The following is an 18,432-nucleotide window of genomic DNA, read 5'->3' as shown; positions in this document are numbered from 1 at the left end:
GCGCCTTTCGATTGTCTAACAAGTACACATGTTGGTCAAGTGCATGTGTTGACTTGTCTGGCAAGATTGAAGGAATTGGGTTTTGGTTCAGTTGGTTTGGTGGTTCGGGAGGACACGCGCATGGTCGGCCGTATTGCAGCAGTTTCGATCGTGGACGCCATCGCTGCGGATCTGCGGAGCCGCGTCTTCTCGGGTGAGCTGGGTTCCGGCGAGGCGCTCACTGAGACAGACGTCGCCACGTCGTATGAAGTGGCACGCCCCACCGCCAAGGCCTCGATTGAGAAGCTCGTGGCGGAGGGGCTGCTGGACCGCGGCACGCACAAGACAGCACGTGTTGTTGATCTCGGGCCGGAATCAGTGCGGGACATCTACCTGGCACGCGCCTATCTGGAAAGCGAAGTACTCCGCCGGCTGGCGCGCACCAAAGACGTTCCGCAAGGGGCGGTCCAGGCCAACCGCGATATCGCGGCAGTGAAGTCGGGCGCGCCGCTGGACGTTGTGGAACCGGACATGCGTTTCCATACAAGCCTGATCGACGCAGTGGCCAATGAACGCATCAGCCGGATGTACCGCTCGCTTGTGGGTGAGGTGCGGCTGTGTATGGTCCGGGTCCAGTCGCTGCACCTCCTGGACACGGAGCTGATACTGGCCGAACACCAGAAGATCCTCGAGCTGATCGAGGGCGGCCAGGGCGAGGCCGCCGCCAAACTGCTGGACGAGCACCTTGGGCGCGCGCGTGAACGGCTCGTCGCCGCTATGGGGGGAACAGCTGGCCCAGAGGCTGAGTATCCGTCGGGGCTGCAGGAGTAGTCGCCAACCCGCGGTGAGCTAGCCCGCCGTGAGCAGGTGGGTGGTGTGGTCGTAGCGGAAGGTGACCGGGCCGCCGTCGTGCGTGTAGGAGATGTTGCCGCCGTTGGGAACCCCGCCAGCCCCGTAATTCACGTCCCAGCTGCGGTTCAGCGCCGCCTTGAACTCGTACGTGCCGGCCGGCAGGTCCGGCGCGGACAGCTTCCACACCAGCGTTGCCGGGTCCAGCGTCAACTGGGCCTGGTCGCAGGTGGGCTCCCAGTCGGCAGCGCACCCGAGTTCGTTGTCCAGGCTTCCCGCGATGGCAACGGCACCCGGCTGTTGTGAGGCATACCCGGCGCTGAGGACGTGCGTGCTGTTGTCGTAGCGGAACGTGACGGCCCCGCCGGGATGGTCCAGCACGATGTCGCTGCCGCCAAGCACTCCGCCGGCGCCGTAGTTCACGTCCCAGCTGCCGTTGAGCGCTGCCTTATACGCGTACTGACCGGCTGGCAGGTCTGCCGTGAGCCGCCAGATGTTGTCCGCCGGGTCCAGGGTCATGAACGCCGCCGGGCAGGCCGGGTCCCAATCCGCGGGGCAGCCCATCCCGGAGTTCAGCGTCCCGGCCACGGTCACCGAATCGGGCTGCGGGGCCTCACCCACAACGACTGTCCGCGTCTCGCTGACCACGCTGAAGCCGGCGCCGCTCATGCTGGCTCGGTACTGCACCTTCGTGCCGTCCGCGAGCTCGAGTGCCGCCAGGTCGTCAACCACGGAGTACACCGGCGAGGAATCGTCGGAGCCCACGGCCGCCCACCCGCCGCCGGCCACGCTGCGCTCGAAGGACACCACGTGGCTGGATTTTTCCGGATCGGCCGTGGCACCGAGTTCAACGGCCCCCTTCACGCTGCTTCCTTCCAAAGGCGTCTGCATTGTCAGGACCGGCGCCGGAACTGCGGCCGCCCGGGGCTGGCTGGTGGCCCGGTGGCCCCCGTTGTCCAGGACGGTGGCCCGGTATTCCAGGGCGGTGCCTGCATCCAAGGCGGCCACATCGTGGAACACCTGGTACGGCGCAGTGTCGTCGGTGCCGATCGGCGCCCAGCCACCGCCCGCTGTCCTGGCCTCAAAGGTGACCTCGTAGAACGAAGCACCGCCGACGTCGGCCGTTACGTTGATCCGGCCGTTATCCGCCGGTGCCGCGGCAGGTTCCTGGAGTGCGACGGCAGGAGCCGCCTTGGAGTGCGGAATGCGGCCCGATGACTCGTAGACCACAGCGGACAGCGGCGGGACGGTGACCGTCAGCTTTCCGTCTGCGGAGGTCTTGGATTCCTCGGCGGCGTCGCCGTAAATCCGGGTGTAGGTGCGCTTGCCGATGTACGTAGGAGCCTCGGCGGTCTGCGGCTGTTCGCTGTTGTTCAGGGCCACAACGTACTCACGCTGGTCCTCCGCGTCGGTGCGGGAGAAGGCGTAGATCCCGGGCCCCTCGGCGGCGTAGCGGTGCTGGTGGGCGCCGTCGCGCAGGGCAGGGTGGTCCTTGGCTAGGGCGGCGAGTTGGCTGATCTTCGAGTACAGCGGGTGGCCGGCGTTGAAGTTGTCGGTGGCGTGCGTGGCCTCGGTGCCTAACAGGTCGTCGTCGAGGTACTCCGGCACCTGGCTGGCGAAGAGCGTCTGCCGGGCGTCCTGGTCGCCGCCGGGGCCGGTGAAGCCCTGCTCGTCGCCGTAGTAGATCACCGGGTTGCCGCGGGAGAAATACATCAGCTCGTGGGCCAGTTGGTCGCGGGCCACCTGCTCCGTGTCGGCTGAACTCGGGTTGTCGGCCGCGATGAAGCTGCCGATCCGGCCCATGTCGTGGTTGCCCAGGAAGGTGGGCAATTGGTAGACGTTGGAATCGGCGTCGGTGTACCAGTCGTCGCCGGCAAAGAAAGTCTCCAGCGAGCGGGTGTCATGGCTCTTGGACGCGAAGTTCCGGGCCGCCTCCTGGAACGGGAAGTCCAATACGGCCTGCATCTGGTTGCGGGTGGTGAACTGCGAGGTGAAGGACTTGGTGGTGTCGAAGACCTCGCCGAACATAAAGAACTCGTCCTTGCCCTGGGCCTTGGCGTAGCTGAGCATTTCCGGGCCGAATTCCTGCCAAAACTCGTTGTTGACGTGCTTCATGGTGTCGATCCGGAAGCCGTCCACGCCGAAATCGCCGATCCAGGACTTGTAGATCTCCTCCATGCCGTCCACCACTTTGGGGTTCTCGGTGAAGAGGTCATCCAGGCCGAAGAAATCGCCATAATAGGAGTCCTCACCTTGGAAGGTGGTGTCGCCGCGGTTGTGGTACAGCGTGGGATCGTTCAGCCAGGCGGGAACTTTCAGGTTTTGTTCGGCCGGGTCAAGGACGGGAACGTAGGGGAAAGACGTCTTGGCATCAAGCTCCGGGAACTCCTTCGACCCGGCGAAGTCGCGGTCGTCGAACTCGTCGCCGGCAGCCGACTTGTACGGCTCGGCGTCCTTCGAGACGTAGGTCTTGCGGGCGCCCTCTTCGTAGCCGATCACGTCCGCGGTGTGGTTGGTGATGATGTCGAAGTACACCTTCATGCCGCGCGAATGGGCTTCGTCGATAAGGGCCTTCAACTCGTCGTTGGTGCCCAGATGGGGATCGATCTGGGTGAAGTCGGTGATCCAGTAGCCGTGATAGCCGGCTGACTTGTCCTCGGGCTGTACCGCCTTGTTTTTGAAGCTGGGAGTGAGCCAGATGGACGTGGTTCCCAGGCCCTGGATGTAGTCGATCTTGTCCAGCAGCCCGGCCAGGTCGCCGCCGTTGTAAAAACCCTTTTGGGTGGGGTCGAAGCCGGACACCATGGGGTCGGTGCCGAGGCCGCCGTCGTCATTGGTTGTGTCCCCGTTGCTGAACCGGTCAGCCATCACAAAGTAGAAATTCTCGTCCGTCACCGGGGCGCGGAGGGAGTGAAGGGCCGACGGCGACCCCGGGTCCTTCGGGCCCGGCGCGGCGTGCGCCGGGAGGACGGAAGTGGACACGAGCATGGCTGCGACGAGCAGTCCCAGCCATGGTGTGGTGGGGTGGTTGAGGCGTGGGTTGGAGCCTCTGCGGGTGCGTGTGTTCACGTCAGGAGACCTTCCTGGTAGCGGCGTTGCTGTACAGGCTGCTGGGACATGTGCTGGGGAGATGTGAGTGCGGGCGTCAGTTGGCGGTCAGGTGTGCGGTTCGCGATGGCGATTACGGAACGATCGCCAGGTGAACCACGGCACACTGTAAGCGCTTGCACCGAATAAATCCAGTCTTTTTAGACATGCCGCCGGAGGCTACCTTCGCGTACATTCAGAGGCGGGCGACGGCGCCCGGAGCCATCAGTTCGCGGAAGGTGTACTCATGTCAGCCACGGAATTTCATGTTGAGACCCTTGCGGGGATCGCTGAGCGGCTTCGCGCGGCAGGGTGCGTCTTTGCGGAGGAGGAAGCCCGCCTTCTCCTCGCCGAAGTGTCTGGCCCCGACCGCGTCGCTTCGGCGTTGGAGAGGCGCGTTGCCGGGTATCCGCTGGAACACATCCTCGGCTGGGCAGAATTCTGCGGACTCCGGATTGAGCTCGATGCAGGGGTTTTTGTCCCGCGCCGGCGCACCGGGCTCGTGGTGAACGAGGCCGCAGCGCTGCTCTGGGCGGACCCGGGGCGGGAGCGCCGGCATGGTTCGGAGCCCGCCATAGTCGTGGACCTTTGCTGCGGGTCCGGTGCCGTGGGTGCCGCCATCGCCGCCCGGATTGCAGGCCTGGAACTCCATGCGGCGGACATTGACCCGGCCGCTGTGGCCTGCGCCCGCCGGAACATTGGCCGTTTGGGTGGTGAGGTCCACCAGGGCGACCTGTTCGAGGCACTCCCGCACACCATCAGGGGACGGATCCGGGTGCTGGCTGTCAACGCCCCCTATGTCCCCACCGGTGCCATTGATTCGATGCCGCACGAGGCACGCGACCACGAGCCGTTGTGGTCGCTCAACGGCGGCCCGGACGGACTGGACTTCCACCGCCGCGTCGCTGCCGAGGCCAACGAATGGCTGCAGCCGGGCGGAAACCTCATCATCGAAACCAGTGAGCGGCAGGCCGCGGGGACGGGGTCTATCCTGGCGGGTGCAGGCTTCGCGGTCAGGGCTGTCCGCTCGGAAGAACTGGACGGCACCGTTGTAGTCGGACGGGCAGATATAAAGTGATTTGACTCACATTCAACTCTGCAATACCCTTCTTGTTAGCGCTAACAACACTAAGGCGGAAATAGGCTTCCGGGACACGAGACCTCAGCGCCTGCCTGTTGGCAGCTCTTCAGATGTCCAGGGCTCGGGCCCTGCACACCAAGGCAGTACCGCTCTACCGGCAAGCGCAGACGCCTGCCGACCCAGCACCACTTCGCGGACAAGCTTCCGCGGGAGGAGAAATCGTGAGAATTAGGAAATTCCTGGGCGCCGTCGCCGTCGTCCTCGCAGTCACTGTGGGTGCCACAGGGTGCGGAAGCCGGGGCGGAACAGCCACCCCGGAAGCCACAGCGAATCCCAGTGAGTCCCTGGTGGGTATCTCGATGCCCACCCAGACGTCCGAGCGTTGGATCGCCGACGGCGGAAACGTGGAAAAGTCCTTGAAGGGGCTTGGTTACAAGACTGACCTGCAGTTCGCCAACGACGACATCCCCACGCAGGTATCGCAGATCGAGAACATGCTGACCAAGGGCGCCAAGGCGCTCATTATCGCCGCCATCGACGGAACCACCCTGACCGATGTGCTCGCCAAGGCGAAGGAACAGAACGTCAAGGTCATCGCCTACGACCGCCTCATCAACGGCACCCCGAACGTTGATTTCTACACCACGTTCGATAACTACACGGTGGGCGTGCAGCAGGCAACGTCCCTGCTGACAGGTCTAGGCCTGGTTGATGCCAGCGGCAAGAAGGTGGAGGGCAAGGGCCCGTTTAACGTTGAGCTTTTCGCCGGCAGCCCGGATGACAACAACGCCAACTTCTTCTGGACCGGCGCCATGGACACGCTGAAGCCGTACCTGGACGCCGGAACCCTCAAGGTCCCCAGCGGCCAGACCAAGTTCGAGCAGGCAGCCATCCTGCGCTGGCAGGCCCCTGTTGCCCAGAAGCGGATGGAGGACGTCCTGACCGCGGCGTACAGCTCCGGGACCAAGCTCGACGGTGTGCTCTCCCCCTATGACGGCCTCTCCATCGGCATCATCTCCGCACTGACCAGCACCGGCGGCTACGCCAAGGGCGACCTGCCGGTCGTCACGGGCCAGGACGCTGAGAAGGGCTCCGTGAAGTCCATCATCGCCGGTGAGCAGTACTCCACCATCTTCAAGGACACCCGCCAGCTGGGTTCCCAGGCAGTGAAGATGGTTGACGCCCTGCTGAAGGGCCAGGAGCCGGAGGTCAACGACACCAAGACCTACAACAACAAGGTCAAGGTGGTTCCGGCCTACCTGCTCAAGTCCGTGATCATCACTGCGGAAAACTACAAGAAGGAACTCATCGACTCCGGCTACTACACCGACGCCGACGTCAAGTAACGCTTCTTGCGGGGTTGCGGCCAGGCCGCACGGCCTGGCCGCAACCCTTTCCCGTAGGCCCCTGCAGCCGCAGGCCGGTCCAGTTTTCCAACCAGTCAGTGGGAATTGACGATGAACACACCCATTCTTCAAATGCGAGGAATCACTAAAACCTTTCCGGGCGTGAAAGCCCTGCAGGATGTCACCCTGGACGTGAACCGTGGCGAGGTCCACGCCATTTGCGGAGAGAACGGGGCTGGCAAGTCCACCCTGATGAAAGTCCTGTCCGGGGTCTACCCGCACAACTCCTTCGACGGGGACATCCTTTTCGAAACCGAGCCCTGCAACTTCGCCAGCATCAACGACAGCGAGAAGCGCGGCATCGTCATCATCCACCAGGAGCTCGCCCTGAGCCCCTACCTCTCGATCGCCGAAAACATCTACCTCGGAAACGAGCAGGCCAAAAACGGCTGGGTGGACTGGCGGAAGACCAACCTGGAGGCCGCCAAACTGCTGGCCCGGGTGGGCCTGAGCGAAAACCCCATCACACCGGTCCAGCACATCAGCGTGGGCAAGCAGCAGTTGGTGGAGATCGCCAAGGCGCTGTCGAAGGAAGTCAAGCTCCTCATCCTGGACGAGCCCACAGCGGCGCTCAACGATGAGGACTCCGGCCACCTCCTGGACCTGATCCTGCATCTGAAGGGCCAGGGCATCACCAGCATCATCATCAGCCACAAGCTCAACGAAATCCGCAAAGTAGCAGACGCCGTCACCATCATCCGCGACGGCAAAACCATCGAGACACTTCGGCTCGATGAAGGCCAGATCACGCAGGAGCGGATCATCCGCGGCATGGTGGGCCGGGACCTGGAAAGCCTCTACCCGGACCGGGACCCGATAATCGGGGAGGAAGTCCTGCGGATCGAGGACTGGTCCGTCAGGCATCCGCAGGACCACACGCGCATGGTGGTGCACAACGCCAGCCTTAACGTCCGCAAGGGCGAAGTGGTGGGCCTCGCGGGCCTGATGGGAGCCGGCCGGACCGAGCTGGCCATGAGCGTATTCGGACGCACTTACGGTACTGCGGTGTCCGGGAAGGTGTACAAATACGGCAAGGAAATCAACACCTCCACGGTGTCCCAGGCGATCGGGCACGGGATCGCCTACGCCACCGAAGACCGGAAGCGCTACGGCCTGAACCTCATCGAGGATATCCAGCGGAACATCTCCATGGCCGCGCTCCGCAAGCTCGTCAAGGGCGGCTGGGTGGACAAAAATCGCGAAACGGTGGTGGCCAACGGTTACCGCAAGAGCATGAACATCAAGGCACCCTCAGTTGCAGCCATCACCGGCAAACTCTCCGGGGGAAACCAGCAGAAAGTGGTCCTGAGCAAATGGATGTTCTCGGACCCGGACGTGCTGATCCTCGATGAACCCACCCGCGGGATCGACGTCGGCGCAAAATTCGAGATCTACACCATCATCGCCAAGCTCGCGGCGGAGGGAAAAGCTGTCATTGTCATCTCCTCGGAACTGCCCGAACTCCTCGGCATCTGCGACAGGATCTACACCCTGTCCGCCGGCCACATCACCGGCGAAGTGCCCATCGCCGAAGCATCCCAGGAAACCCTCATGCACTACATGACCCAAGAGAAGGAATAGGACCATGTCCGCCCTACGAGAATCCCTCGGCTTCCTGACAAGCCGCCTCCGGCAGGTTGGCATCTTCGTTGCCCTGATCCTGATCGTCCTGCTGTTCCAGGTACTGACCGACGGCATCCTTCTGGAACCGCAGAACGTCACCAACCTGGTGGTCCAGAACAGTTACATCCTCATCCTCGCCATAGGCATGGTGATGGTAATTATTGCCGGCCACATCGACCTCTCGGTGGGCTCGATCGCCGGCTTCATCGGCGCTGTTGCCGGCGTCATGATGGTCCACTGGGGCTGGGCCTGGTGGCTTGCCATTCCGGCCTGCCTCCTGGTGGGAGCGCTCGTCGGTGCCTGGCAGGGCTACTGGATCGCCTACGTCGGCATCCCGGCGTTCATCGTCACCCTCGCCGGCATGCTGATATTCCGCGGCCTGACCCTGATCACACTGAAGAACCAGCAGATCACCCCGTTCCCGTCCGAACTCCGCGCACTGGGCGGCGGCTTCCTCCCGGACATCTCCGGGGGAACATCGGTGCTGGAATGGCTGACTGTCATCCTGGGCGTCGGTGCCACTGTTGCACTGCTCATCCAGGCACTCAAGGAACGCCGGATCCGCAAGAAGTTCGACCTCGAAAACGAACCCATGGCCTGGTTCGCCACCAAGACCACGTTCGTGGCCCTGCTCATGCTGATCATCACGTTCCTCCTCGCGAGCTACCGTGGCACGCCGATCGTCCTGATCGTGCTGGCCGTCCTGGTGATCGTGTACACGGCGCTCATGAACAACAGCGTCTTTGGCCGCCACACCTACGCGATCGGCGGCAACCTGCACGCTGCGGAGCTCTCCGGCGTTAAAACCAAAGCCGTCACCTTCCGGCTCTTCGTCAACATGGGCGTCCTGGCAGCACTGGCAGGCCTGGTGTTCACCGCAAGGCTCAACTCGGCACAGCCCGCCGGCGGCACCGGCTTCGAACTCGACTCCATCGCCGCTGCATTCATCGGTGGCGCGGCCGTCCAGGGCGGCATCGGCACGGTGGCCGGCGCCATGATCGGTGGCCTGATCATGGGCGTGCTGAACAACGGCATGTCCATCCTGGGCCTTGGCACCGACTATCAGCAGCTCATCAAGGGCTTGGTCCTCCTGCTGGCTGTCGGCTTCGACATCTTCAACAAGAACCGCAGTGGTGGCGGAGGCAGCACCATCGGGAAGCGGTTCAAACTCAGGACTTCTCCGCCGGCCACGTCGGAATCCCAGGCAACCGCGGGGACGAAGGACCAAACCAAGGACCGCCCGGTCCCCGTTTCCGCAGTCAAGCCTGAGTGACCAAAAACCCCTGCCCCAACTATTAATAAGGAACTGATATGTCTACCCCCATAGACCGCATCGATATAGATGTCGCCAGCCGGCACCTTCTGGATGAAGAGCTGGATGCTGCCGTCCGGAGACTTCAGGAAATCGCCCTCCCCGCCGGAACGCATGGCATCCTGGTGACCCGCATCGCCCCGGGCCGCTACACCGCAACACTGTCAGACCAGGTTCCTTTCGGGATGACCCGCGAACTGATTTCCTGAGGGCTGCCGGAACGGTGGACGAGGCCGCCAAGGAGCATCAGCTCATTGGCAGCTGGGTGGGTGGAACTGCGCGCTGGGGAGCGTAGTCCGCACCGGTGAAGCCCGGGAGACAGGGCGCCTGGATGGCCTATCAGTTGCGGCCGGTCCGTTGCGTCGGTCAGCTGATGCGCGGACGATGAGTCCATGAGGGAAAATCCATGAGCGGAACGCAAGCTCCAAACCGGCGCCGAACCTGGATCATCGCGGCGGTCGTTGCGGCGTTGGGACTGGTGATTGGGCTTGTGCTGTTCAAGCCCTGGCTTCTGTTTGTGGACGTGACCGTGGATGAACAGCTCCCCATCGTGGCCAGCGGTCCCGCGCAAGCACAACCGGCCCCGCCTACACCCCCTGCGCCGGGTCCGACGCCGGCACCCACGCCCGCGGGTCCGGTGCAGCTAGCTGTGGGTACTTTGATCAGCCATGAACACGCCACCACGGGAATGGTCCGGATCGTCCAGCAGCCTGATGGGGTTAGGCTGCTCACGCTCGAAAACCTGGATACGTCCAACGGCCCGGATGTTCACGTCTGGTTAAGCGCCGCGACGGTGGTGGAAGGGACTGCCGGGTGGTTCACCGCCGGCTCCGCTGACCACTATGACCTCGGCCCGATCAAGGGAAACCAGGGCAATCAGGTTTACCGGATTCCGGCCGACGTGGATCTGTCGAAGTACCCGTCAGTTGACCTCTGGTGCGTTCAGTTCAGCGTGTCGTTCGGTGCTGCCGCACTGCTCAACTGAGCCGGTAGGTGGCCCTGGCCTGAGACGTTGCTGGCCGCCGCGCCCCCCAAGGAGCGCGGCGGCCTGCAACGACCATTTTTAGCACAATTTCAACGCAGCTTCCGTGTCACACGGCGAATCCCGCGTAACGTCCCGGCAACGATCCCGGATCACCCCCGCCGGGGGTCAACGTTCGTGGCTGCGCCGGCAGCAGTGGCGCCGCCTTCGTCGGACCAGTCCTGGCCCTGGGTGTCGTTAAGCGCGGGGTCGGACTCGACGTCCGAGGTCCCCAGGTTCACCGTTTCCGGGTGCGTGCTGTGGGCGGGAACGTGATCGCCAACCGCAGTAGTACCAGCCGCACCGCTGCCACTGGCAGCGGTGCCGGAGGCACCCACCGAGGCGCCGGCGTCGGACGTTTTGGACTTGCTGTTTCCCGTCGCGCTGTTACCCGCCGTGGAGTCGTGGTGGACGGCGGAGCTGATGACTGTGCCCGCCCGGCGTGCGGCCTCACCCAGCTGGTCCGCCACGTCGGGAGCCTTCTCCTTGATGGCCTCCGTGGCGGCGCTGACTTTATCCTGCACCGGCTTGCTGTCCCAGATACTCGCCGCCCTGGCCTTGAGCTTGTCGTAGGCTGCCCGGCCGGACCGTGATCCCAGAACGTAGCCAGCCGCGATTCCAATACCCAAAAGAAGTTTTGATTTCATTGTGAACTCCTGCTCGTTGAGAAGGTGTCGGTCCCCGGTCCGCTTGGCCGGGGGAAAGAAAACCGGCCCCGGGAAGGTGTCCCAGGGCCGGTTTTCATGCCGGTGACGACGCTAGCTGCGGACGCTGCGCTTCGTGACCATGCCGTAAACCAGCAGCACGATGATCGAGCCGGCGATCGCCAGCAGCCAGGTCTGCAGCGAGAAGAACTCCTGCAGGCCGGTACCGAAAATCATTCCGCCAAGCCAGCCGCCGAGGAACGCACCAACGACGCCCAGGATGAGGGTGATGATCCAGCCGCCACCCTGCTTGCCCGGAAGGATAGCTTTAGCGATAGCGCCGGCAATAAGGCCAAGAATCAAAAATGCAAAGAAACCCATTTTTCGTTCCTTCTTCCTACATCAGGGAGGTGCCCGGATCCCGGGCACGCTTCATCCCTCTGCCCTAATACTAATCATGCTTACTTTAATTTCGCCACTCCGAATCTCTGCGGAATGCCTGTTCGGGGCCCCTCAGTGTCCTGTGGCGTCCGAATCGTTGCCGGCGCCGGGCCCCTCGTCCAGGATGGCAAGTTCCGCGAGATCCTGCCGGTCCAGGGAGAAATCGAAGATGTCCAGATTGTCCCGCATCCGCTCGGGATTTCCGGATTTTGGAATGACTACAAGTCCCTTCTCAATATGCCAGCGAAGCACCAGTTGAGCGGGCGATTTGTCGTACTTTTCGCCCAGTTGCGCAAGGAGGGGAGCGCCCAACAGGCTGGCCCCCGACCCGCCCAGCGGGCTGTACGATTCGGTGACGATTCCGTGCCCGGCATTGAACTCCCGTTCCGCCTCGCGGGTAATGGCCGGGCTCAGTTGGATCTGGTTTACGGCAGGTACAACGTCGGTTTCGGCCAGCAGCCGTTCCAGGTGTGCCGGCTTGAAGTTGGAGACGCCGATGGACCTGACTTTGCCGTCCGTCTGCAGCCGCTCGAATGTTTTCCACGTCGAGACGAAATCACCACGCGCGGGGAGCGGCCAGTGGATCAGCAGCAGGTCAACATAGTCCAGCCCCATGCGCGTCAGCGACCCCTCCAGGCCTGCCACCGCACGGTCCCCGCCTTGGAACTGGCCATCCAGCTTGGTGGTGACGAAGATTTCGCTTCGGTCCACCCCGCCTGCGCGGATGCCGTTTCCAACGCCTTCCTCATTGCCGTATTTCACTGCCGTATCGATGTGCCGGTACCCGGCCTCCAGGGCATGTACGACGGCGGCGGCCACCTGGTCGTCGTCCAGCGGCCAGGTGCCGAGCCCCAGCTGCGGGATGCTGTAGCCGTCGTTGAGCATGATGAGCGGTGAGAGAGTCATTTCAACAGTCTGCCGTGGTTTCGGCGTCCTAGCCTTCGAATGCCCGGAGAATATTTCCGGCCTGGTAGTCGAGGACTGTCCGTGCCACGCCGGATACCTGATCGGGCTTCTTTTGCTGGTTCAGGAACGGCACGAAGCGCTGGATGGCCTGCGCCGCTTGGGAGGCATCGCCGTTGTCCACTGCCTTTGCCGCCTGCTGCACACTCGCGGCCAACTGTTTCGCGACCGGGCCCGCCACATCGCCGGACTCAACCAGGTCCGCCAACGTTTGTTGGAGGGCCTTCACGCTGCCCGGGAGCCAGGCCGCCCGCAGCGGCACGTCACCGAAGTGCATGTCTGAGGCGAAGTAGAAGTCCGTGTAGGACGGCTGGTTGTAGGTGGTGTTCTGCCGGGCAACCTCCGCCCGGTACTGCGGGTCGTGCATGAGTGTGTAGAGCTTGTGGTTGGTCACTTCGGTGCTTATGTACATGCGGAGCGCTGAACTGTCGGCCGTCCGGACCAGCATTTCCTCCCGCCAGTCACCCACCACGTCTGCGACCAGGCTCGGCGTGCCTTTGGTGCCGTTGTTGGTCCGGGTATCCGTGGCGGTGAGCAGCCTGCCGCGCTTCCAGTCGTCAATGGTGGGGGTCTGGTCGCCGGAGCCGTTGATGATCTGGGTTGTCATGTCGGCAGCCCACTTGATGCTCATGTTGGTGCCCGGAGCGGCGGCGGAAAGCTTGTCGCCGTCAGCTGACTGCATGCCAATGGCCCAGTTCTCGATGCCGGGGACGGCCGGATCCACGTCGCCGATCATGCCGCGGCCGGTGTCTTTCCCGGAGTAGGCGCCAAACAGCACCTCGCCGGTGGCGGCGTCGCGCATGGCGTAACCGTAGGGGGCGTAGGTGCCGCCCTCGTGCACGGTGAAGATCTCCTTGCCCGGGCGGGCCGGATCGATGTCCGTGACGTGCATGGCGTCGCCGTGACCCAGCCGGGCTTCCTCTCCCGGGGTGGCGCTGCCGGCCGGCATGGTGTCGAACGAGCTGTACAACAGCGACCCGTCGTCGTCGATGGTGGCCGAGCCGTACACAATTTCCTGCTTGCCATCACCGTCCACGTCCGAGGCGCTGAGCGAATGGACACCCTGCGTGGTGAGCGTGCCGAACTCGGGGTCCGTGCCGTCGCGGCCGTGCGGGCTGTCATTGAAGGGGTTCGTCATGGGCGTCCAGCCCGAGTCCACGTTCCACACCGGGCTGAGGTTGGAGCCGTCCCAGGTGTAGGCCGCCAGGGTGCTGCGGGTGTAGTAGCCGCGGGCGAAAACAGCGGCCGGTTTCTTGCCGTCCAAATATGCGACGCCGGCCAGGAACCTGTCCACGCGGTTGCCGGGCTCGATCCGGGCCATGGCGTAATCGCCCCACATCAGGCCGTCGTCGTGCCTGCCGGGCTCGTACGCCACCGTCTTCAGTTCCTTGCCCGTGGCGCCCTCAAACACCGTGAGGTATTCCGGGCCGGAAACGATGAAGCCCTCAAAGGCCCGCAGGGCGTTCCGGGCGCTCCGGGCCGGCGCGTAGACATCCATGAAGTAGTCCGTCACCGCTTCGGCATCTGTCCGGGACAGGGGGTACTGGTACTTCGGGGCGGTGCCGAACGCTTCTTCCAGGGTGGCGGGCCAGCGGCCGGCCTTCACCTCGGGGTGGTCGCTCCAGCCCATGAACGTGTCCACCATGTGCTGGTAGTAGTCGGGCGCGCTCATCCGGTAATCGTCGGTGTTGGCGTAACCCGAGTCGAGGTCCTTCTGCAGCAGCGAGATGAAGGACTCGGCGGCCACAGAGCCGTCCGGGTTGTACGCGGTGGTCTTGGTGCCCGGGGCTGTCTTGAACATCATTTCGGAGCGTCCGTCGCCGTCGAAATCGTTCACCAGCATCTGGGTGTAGTGGGCGCCGGACCGGATGTTGACGCCCAGGTCGATCCGGTGGAGCAGTGTGCCATCGGCCTTGTACGTGTCCACATAGGTGTTGCCCGTGTAGCCCACCTGGGAGACGTCCTTGGAGTTGTTCGGATCCCACTTGACCACGAACTCGTACTGGCCATCGCCGTCGACGTCGCCCACCGAAGCATCGTTGGCCGAGTAGGTGTACGCCTGGCCAGCTGGCGTCACGCCGTCGGCCGGCTTCTTCAGCGGGATGTCCTTGAAGTTGCCGCCCCACGAGGTGGCAGTTGCACTCCGGTCCAGTTCAACACCGCCGACGACGGCACGCACGTCATACGCCGACCGCGCGGTTCCGCCGGCGTCAAGGTAGTTAGTGCTGTCCGTGACCGTTGCCAGTTTCTGTCCGTCGCGGTACACGTTGAAGTCGGTGCCGGTGAGGCCCGTGGCGGACGAGCCGGTTGCCTCGTGGCCCAGCAGGCGCCAGCTCAGGAAGACGCCCTCCGATGTGCCGGCAGCGACCAGCCCGCGGTCCAGGTAGTCCAGTTGGACTCCCGCGGAGGCGGGCTTCGCGGAAGGCTCGACGGCGGCTGCCGGAGTGGCGAGGCACCCCACCGTCAGGGCGAGGCCCGCAGCGGTGGCCACCGAAAAGTGGCGCACGGATCTCCTGCTCGGATTCATCGGTGAATCCTTTCAATTTTGGATTGGGAAAACGCTTCCCCAGTAACTTAGTGGGGGCAGGCACCATAAATCAACCCTTGCGCGCGGCGGGGATCCCGAGTATTTAGAACGTTGTAAATGGCCTGCCGGGGATGACGCGGCCGGCGTGGAGGGCGGCTTCGGGCTCCCCGGTCAGGCTGGCGCGGCTTCCTCTTCCCCGGGCTCCCAGCGCAGCAGGTCCCCGGGCTGGCAGTCGAGGACGTCGCACAGCGCCGCGAGCGTGGTGAAGCGCACGGCTTTGGCGCGGCCGTTCTTGAGAACCGCAAGGTTGGCGGGCGTGATTCCGATCCGGTCCGCCAGTTCACCCACGGGCATTTTGCGCCTTGCCAGCATCACATCGATGTCAACAATGATCGGCATCAGATCACCTCGCCCAGCTCGGCGCGTAGGTGATTCGCTTCGGCGTCGCGGGCCACGGCCTGGGCCAGCAGTACCCGCAGTACCCGAACGATCAGGGCCACTCCCGCAATCAACAGGGACATCCCGCAGATCAGCAGCACGACACCGGGAGCCGCGTCGCCCGGTGCGAGCATCACGGCAAGGGCGAACACCAATACCGACGCCGCCGCGACGGCCCAGAAGATGACGTCCACGTACCGGAAGGCGGCGTGGGAGAACAGTGTCCCGCGCCGCACCATCGTCAGTAGGCGCCACACGCACACCAGGGTGACCTGTACCGTGGCGATGCCCAGCACCACAATTACCAGGGCCAGAATGCGCACGCCCGCGTCGGTGCCGGATTCCTCTAGATCAATGGACAGCAGGGGCGCCATCCAGACCTGGACAAACAGTGAGCCGGCGAGCGCAAGTGCCAGCACGGCGTGCAGGGCGAGGGTGAGCAGCTTTCCCATTGGATCTCCTTGGGTATCGAATAACAACGGAAGTCTATCGATATTCGATGTATCCGGCAAGAACCCTGCATGGGCCGGAGCACGCAGGCCTGCGGGGGAGTGGCTGGTGACCGTGGTGAATACCGGATTTCAGGAGCACAATTCAAGGGTTAGCCGTCCCCACCATCGTCGAGGAATCAGGTCAACACCGTGGCTGAAGCAAACGCTAATGAGAACGTAGTCAACCGGCTGATCGCATGCATCAACAGCCGCCGCATAGAGATCATGGACGAGCTGTTTCACGACGACGCGGTGATGCATTGGCCGCAATCCGGGGAGCTTGTGCGCGGCGCGGAAAACCGGCGGGGAATCTACAACGCCTTCCCGCAGTTGCCCACCATTACGCCCCGCCGGATGCTGAGCGGCGGCAACCTGGTGGTGGCCGAAGCCCTGCTGGACTACAACGGGCCGCAGTACGAAACGGTGTTCATCTTCGAATTCCGGGACGGCCGGATTGCCAAGGAGACGGCCTACTGGAGCGAGCCTTTCGAGGCGCCCGAATGGCGGGCCCAGTGGGTAGAAAAGACCTAGTGCCGCGGCGCCGTCAGTCAGCCGCCCTTCGCGCCCACCTGACCAGCCGATCGCTCAGGTCCATGAATTGCTGGTCAACTGCCTGCAGTTCAGGGTGGGCGTCATACCAGTCCACGATCTCCCGGGCTCCGTCTGCGAACGGAATGGTGGCGGTGTAGCCAGGGACGAGGGACTTGATCTTGGTGTTGTCGAAAATGACCGAGTGGGAGCGGTCGCCCAACAGGTTGGCCCCCAGCTCGGCGCTGTGCGCGGCGATGGTTTCCGAAGCCACGTGGACCAGCTCAGGCTCGGGAACGCCGGCCGCCCGGGCGAACAACCGGTAGATCTGGTTCCACGGCAGGTATTCGTCGGAGGTGATGGTGTAGCTCTCGCCGACGGCCTGCGGCCTGCCCAACAGCCCCACAAAGGCTTTGGCGAAGTCGCGGCTGTGGGTGAGGGTCCACAGTGAGGTCCCGTCGCCGTGCACCATCACCGGCAGTCCTGCCCGCATCCGGTGCACGTCCGTCCAGCCGCCCACCATGGCGATCTTGGTGCGGTCGTAGGTGTGGGAGGGGCGCACCACGGTGACCGGGAAATCGTCCGACCGGTACGCCTCGAACAACAGGTCCTCGCACGCGATCTTGTCCCGAGAATACTGCCAGAACGGGTTCTTCAGGGGAGTGGACTCCAGGATCGGCAGCCGGGTGGGCGGCTTCTGGTAGGCCGACGCCGAGCTGATAAACACGTACTGGCCGGTACGGCCCCGGAACAGCTCCATACTTGACCGTGCCTGGTCCGGGGTGAAGGCAATAAAGTCCGCGACGGCGTCGAACTCCCTGCCCTGCAGCACAGCCCGCACAGCGTCCTGGTCGCGGATGTCCGCGTGCAGCACCTCTGCGCCATCCGGTACCGGCTTGCCTGAGTGGCCGCGGTTGAGGATGGCCACCCGGTGTCCCAGTACGACGGCGCGCTCCACCGCTGCGGCGCTGATCACCCCGGTGCCGCCCAGGAAGAGGACGCTCCGTGGTGCCACGGTGTCGGCCGCGGGATCCGACGCGGCGGGCTCCAACAGGGTCACCACGCGTAGTCTTCCGGCGCCGGCCGGTGTCCCGGGAAGATGTCGTCGAGCCGCTTGAGGGCATCGGCGTCGAGCGTGACCTCCAACGCCCGGATGCCGGCGTCGAGCTGTTCCTGCGTGCGAGGCCCCACGATCGGTGCGGTGACAGCGGGCTGGTGAAGCAGCCAGGCGAGCGCGACGTCGCCGGGTTCGTGGCCCAGTCCATCCGCAAGATCCTCGAACTGCTGGATCTGGTCCCGGTGCTGCTTGAGTGTTTCCGCGGCGCGTCCTTCGGTGCGCCGGACGCCCGCGCGTTCCTTCTTCAGGACGCCGCCCAGCAGCCCGCCCTGGAGCGGGGACCACGGGATCAGGCCCAGGCCGTACTGCTGTGCCGCGGGGATGACCTCCAGCTCCACCTCGCGGCGGAACAGGTTGTAGATGGACTGCTCGCTGACCAGTCCGGTGTAGTTCCGGCGGCGGGCGGCTTCCTGTGCCTGGGCGATGTGCCAGCCCGCGAAGTTGCTGCTGCCGGAATAGAGGATCTTGCCCTGCTGGACGGCCACTTCGATGGCCTGCCAGATCTCCTCCCAGGGTGTGTCCCGGTCAATGTGGTGGAACTGGTAGATGTCGATGTAGTCCGTCTGGAGGCGCTTCAGGCTGGCGTCCAGGGCCCGCCGGATGTTCAGCGCGGACAGCTTGGACTCGTTGGGGCGGTCGGTCATGGTGCCGTACAGCTTGGTGGCCAGGACGGTCCGTTCGCGGCGCTCGCCGCCCTTCGCGAACCAGCGGCCGATGATGTCCTCGGTCCAGCCCCGGTGTCCGCTGCCGCCATAGACGTTGGCCGTGTCGAAGAAGTTGATGCCCGCGTCCAGGGCGGAATCCATGATGTTGTGTGCGTCAGCTTCGTCGGTGTGCGGGCCGAAGTTCATGGTGCCTAGGCACAGGCGGGAAACTTTCAGGCCTGACCGGCCCAGGTGCGTGTACTGCATGGGGAAATCCTTCG

Annotated in this window: 17 protein-coding genes; 8 read left to right on the top strand and 9 right to left on the bottom strand. The window is 64.1% G+C overall.

All coding sequences use genetic code 11. The features are described 5' to 3' along the window. The first annotated feature begins 120 nt into the window (after positions 1 to 120). Complete coding sequence (locus tag ACZY0Q_RS15450; protein ID WP_463918154.1) at positions 121 to 810, top strand: GntR family transcriptional regulator; 690 nt, start codon at positions 121 to 123, stop codon at positions 808 to 810. Positions 811 to 828: 18 nt separating this feature from the next. Here the strand turns inward: ACZY0Q_RS15450 and ACZY0Q_RS15445 are convergent, their stop codons facing one another. Beyond that, complete coding sequence (locus tag ACZY0Q_RS15445) at positions 829 to 3,816, bottom strand: alpha-amylase family glycosyl hydrolase (RefSeq protein ID WP_463918672.1); 2,988 nt, start codon at positions 3,814 to 3,816, stop codon at positions 829 to 831. A gap of 346 nt (positions 3,817 to 4,162) precedes the next feature. Here ACZY0Q_RS15445 and ACZY0Q_RS15440 point away from each other — a divergent pair, with 346 nt between their 5' ends. From ACZY0Q_RS15440 to ACZY0Q_RS15415, 6 genes are all read left to right on the top strand, one after another. Then, positions 4,163 to 4,993, top strand: a complete 831-nt coding sequence (locus tag ACZY0Q_RS15440; protein WP_463918152.1) for a putative protein N(5)-glutamine methyltransferase — start codon at positions 4,163 to 4,165, stop codon at positions 4,991 to 4,993. Between the two features lie 224 nt (positions 4,994 to 5,217). Next, entirely contained in the window at positions 5,218 to 6,342 is a 1,125-nt protein-coding gene (gene chvE / locus ACZY0Q_RS15435) for a multiple monosaccharide ABC transporter substrate-binding protein (protein WP_463918150.1), read from the top strand. A gap of 111 nt (positions 6,343 to 6,453) precedes the next feature. Continuing rightward, entirely contained in the window at positions 6,454 to 7,983 is a 1,530-nt protein-coding gene (gene mmsA, locus ACZY0Q_RS15430) for a multiple monosaccharide ABC transporter ATP-binding protein (protein ID WP_463918148.1), read from the top strand. 4 nt (positions 7,984 to 7,987) lie between these two features. After that, positions 7,988 to 9,298 carry a multiple monosaccharide ABC transporter permease gene (gene mmsB / locus ACZY0Q_RS15425; protein ID WP_463918147.1) on the top strand — a complete coding sequence of 437 codons (1,311 nt, stop codon included), beginning with the start codon at positions 7,988 to 7,990 and terminating at the stop codon, positions 9,296 to 9,298. Positions 9,299 to 9,336: 38 nt separating this feature from the next. Beyond that, on the top strand, positions 9,337 to 9,546 hold the full coding sequence (locus tag ACZY0Q_RS15420; protein ID WP_463918145.1) for a hypothetical protein: 210 nt from the start codon (positions 9,337 to 9,339) through the stop codon (positions 9,544 to 9,546). A 197-nt stretch (positions 9,547 to 9,743) separates the two neighbouring features. Then, positions 9,744 to 10,322 carry a DM13 domain-containing protein gene (locus tag ACZY0Q_RS15415; protein WP_463918144.1) on the top strand — a complete coding sequence of 193 codons (579 nt, stop codon included), beginning with the start codon at positions 9,744 to 9,746 and terminating at the stop codon, positions 10,320 to 10,322. A gap of 149 nt (positions 10,323 to 10,471) precedes the next feature. On the opposite strand, the gene ACZY0Q_RS15410 is transcribed toward ACZY0Q_RS15415, so the two are convergent. The 6 genes from ACZY0Q_RS15410 to ACZY0Q_RS15385 all read right to left on the bottom strand — a co-directional run bounded on the left by ACZY0Q_RS15410 (position 10,472) and on the right by ACZY0Q_RS15385 (position 15,823). Further along, positions 10,472 to 11,005, bottom strand: coding sequence for a hypothetical protein (locus ACZY0Q_RS15410; RefSeq protein WP_463918142.1), 534 nt, complete (start codon positions 11,003 to 11,005; stop codon positions 10,472 to 10,474). Positions 11,006 to 11,116: 111 nt separating this feature from the next. Further along, complete coding sequence (locus ACZY0Q_RS15405; RefSeq protein WP_056347899.1) at positions 11,117 to 11,383, bottom strand: GlsB/YeaQ/YmgE family stress response membrane protein; 267 nt, start codon at positions 11,381 to 11,383, stop codon at positions 11,117 to 11,119. 132 nt (positions 11,384 to 11,515) lie between these two features. Beyond that, positions 11,516 to 12,349 carry an aldo/keto reductase gene (locus ACZY0Q_RS15400; protein ID WP_463918139.1) on the bottom strand — a complete coding sequence of 278 codons (834 nt, stop codon included), beginning with the start codon at positions 12,347 to 12,349 and terminating at the stop codon, positions 11,516 to 11,518. Between the two features lie 28 nt (positions 12,350 to 12,377). Then, positions 12,378 to 14,933: a rhamnogalacturonan lyase gene (locus tag ACZY0Q_RS15395; protein WP_463918137.1), complete on the bottom strand. Its 2,556-nt coding sequence runs from the start codon at positions 14,931 to 14,933 to the stop codon at positions 12,378 to 12,380. Positions 14,934 to 15,104: 171 nt separating this feature from the next. After that, the gene (locus ACZY0Q_RS15390) at positions 15,105 to 15,332 is read right to left on the bottom strand and encodes a helix-turn-helix domain-containing protein (RefSeq protein ID WP_463918135.1); all 228 of its coding nucleotides are present in this window, start codon (positions 15,330 to 15,332) and stop codon (positions 15,105 to 15,107) included. Continuing rightward, the gene (locus tag ACZY0Q_RS15385; protein ID WP_463918134.1) at positions 15,332 to 15,823 is read right to left on the bottom strand and encodes a DUF2975 domain-containing protein; all 492 of its coding nucleotides are present in this window, start codon (positions 15,821 to 15,823) and stop codon (positions 15,332 to 15,334) included. The genes ACZY0Q_RS15390 and ACZY0Q_RS15385 overlap by 1 nt, the downstream gene beginning before the upstream one ends. Positions 15,824 to 16,012: 189 nt before the next feature. Here ACZY0Q_RS15385 and ACZY0Q_RS15380 point away from each other — a divergent pair, with 189 nt between their 5' ends. Further along, positions 16,013 to 16,393: a nuclear transport factor 2 family protein gene (locus tag ACZY0Q_RS15380; protein WP_463918132.1), complete on the top strand. Its 381-nt coding sequence runs from the start codon at positions 16,013 to 16,015 to the stop codon at positions 16,391 to 16,393. A gap of 13 nt (positions 16,394 to 16,406) precedes the next feature. Here ACZY0Q_RS15380 and ACZY0Q_RS15375 read toward each other — a convergent pair whose 3' ends face one another. Next, positions 16,407 to 17,450 carry an SDR family oxidoreductase gene (locus tag ACZY0Q_RS15375; protein WP_463918131.1) on the bottom strand — a complete coding sequence of 348 codons (1,044 nt, stop codon included), beginning with the start codon at positions 17,448 to 17,450 and terminating at the stop codon, positions 16,407 to 16,409. Then, positions 17,447 to 18,418 carry an aldo/keto reductase gene (locus ACZY0Q_RS15370; RefSeq protein ID WP_463918130.1) on the bottom strand — a complete coding sequence of 324 codons (972 nt, stop codon included), beginning with the start codon at positions 18,416 to 18,418 and terminating at the stop codon, positions 17,447 to 17,449. The genes ACZY0Q_RS15375 and ACZY0Q_RS15370 overlap by 4 nt, the downstream gene beginning before the upstream one ends. Positions 18,419 to 18,432 lie beyond the last annotated feature (14 nt).

The sequence above is a fragment of the Pseudarthrobacter lactosi genome, assembly GCF_055412785.1.
This window is presented reverse-complemented; position numbering and strand designations above follow the sequence as displayed.

Excerpts from the sequence above, each read along its gene's own strand:
- mmsA (WP_463918148.1), top strand. The coding sequence starts at position 6,454 with ATGAACACACCCATTCTTCAAATGCGAGGAATCACTAAAACCTTTCCG.
- ACZY0Q_RS15415 (WP_463918144.1), top strand. The coding sequence starts at position 9,744 with ATGAGCGGAACGCAAGCTCCAAACCGGCGCCGAACCTGGATCATCGCG.
- ACZY0Q_RS15440 (WP_463918152.1), top strand. The coding sequence starts at position 4,163 with ATGTCAGCCACGGAATTTCATGTTGAGACCCTTGCGGGGATCGCTGAG.
- ACZY0Q_RS15395 (WP_463918137.1), bottom strand. The coding sequence starts at position 14,933 with ATGAATCCGAGCAGGAGATCCGTGCGCCACTTTTCGGTGGCCACCGCT.
- ACZY0Q_RS15410 (WP_463918142.1), bottom strand. The coding sequence starts at position 11,005 with ATGAAATCAAAACTTCTTTTGGGTATTGGAATCGCGGCTGGCTACGTT.
- ACZY0Q_RS15420 (WP_463918145.1), top strand. The coding sequence starts at position 9,337 with ATGTCTACCCCCATAGACCGCATCGATATAGATGTCGCCAGCCGGCAC.
- ACZY0Q_RS15445 (WP_463918672.1), bottom strand. The coding sequence starts at position 3,816 with ATGCTCGTGTCCACTTCCGTCCTCCCGGCGCACGCCGCGCCGGGCCCG.
- ACZY0Q_RS15390 (WP_463918135.1), bottom strand. The coding sequence starts at position 15,332 with ATGCCGATCATTGTTGACATCGATGTGATGCTGGCAAGGCGCAAAATG.
- mmsB (WP_463918147.1), top strand. The coding sequence starts at position 7,988 with ATGTCCGCCCTACGAGAATCCCTCGGCTTCCTGACAAGCCGCCTCCGG.
- ACZY0Q_RS15370 (WP_463918130.1), bottom strand. The coding sequence starts at position 18,418 with ATGCAGTACACGCACCTGGGCCGGTCAGGCCTGAAAGTTTCCCGCCTG.
- ACZY0Q_RS15400 (WP_463918139.1), bottom strand. The coding sequence starts at position 12,349 with ATGACTCTCTCACCGCTCATCATGCTCAACGACGGCTACAGCATCCCG.
- ACZY0Q_RS15450 (WP_463918154.1), top strand. The coding sequence starts at position 121 with ATGGTCGGCCGTATTGCAGCAGTTTCGATCGTGGACGCCATCGCTGCG.
- ACZY0Q_RS15385 (WP_463918134.1), bottom strand. The coding sequence starts at position 15,823 with ATGGGAAAGCTGCTCACCCTCGCCCTGCACGCCGTGCTGGCACTTGCG.
- ACZY0Q_RS15405 (WP_056347899.1), bottom strand. The coding sequence starts at position 11,383 with ATGGGTTTCTTTGCATTTTTGATTCTTGGCCTTATTGCCGGCGCTATC.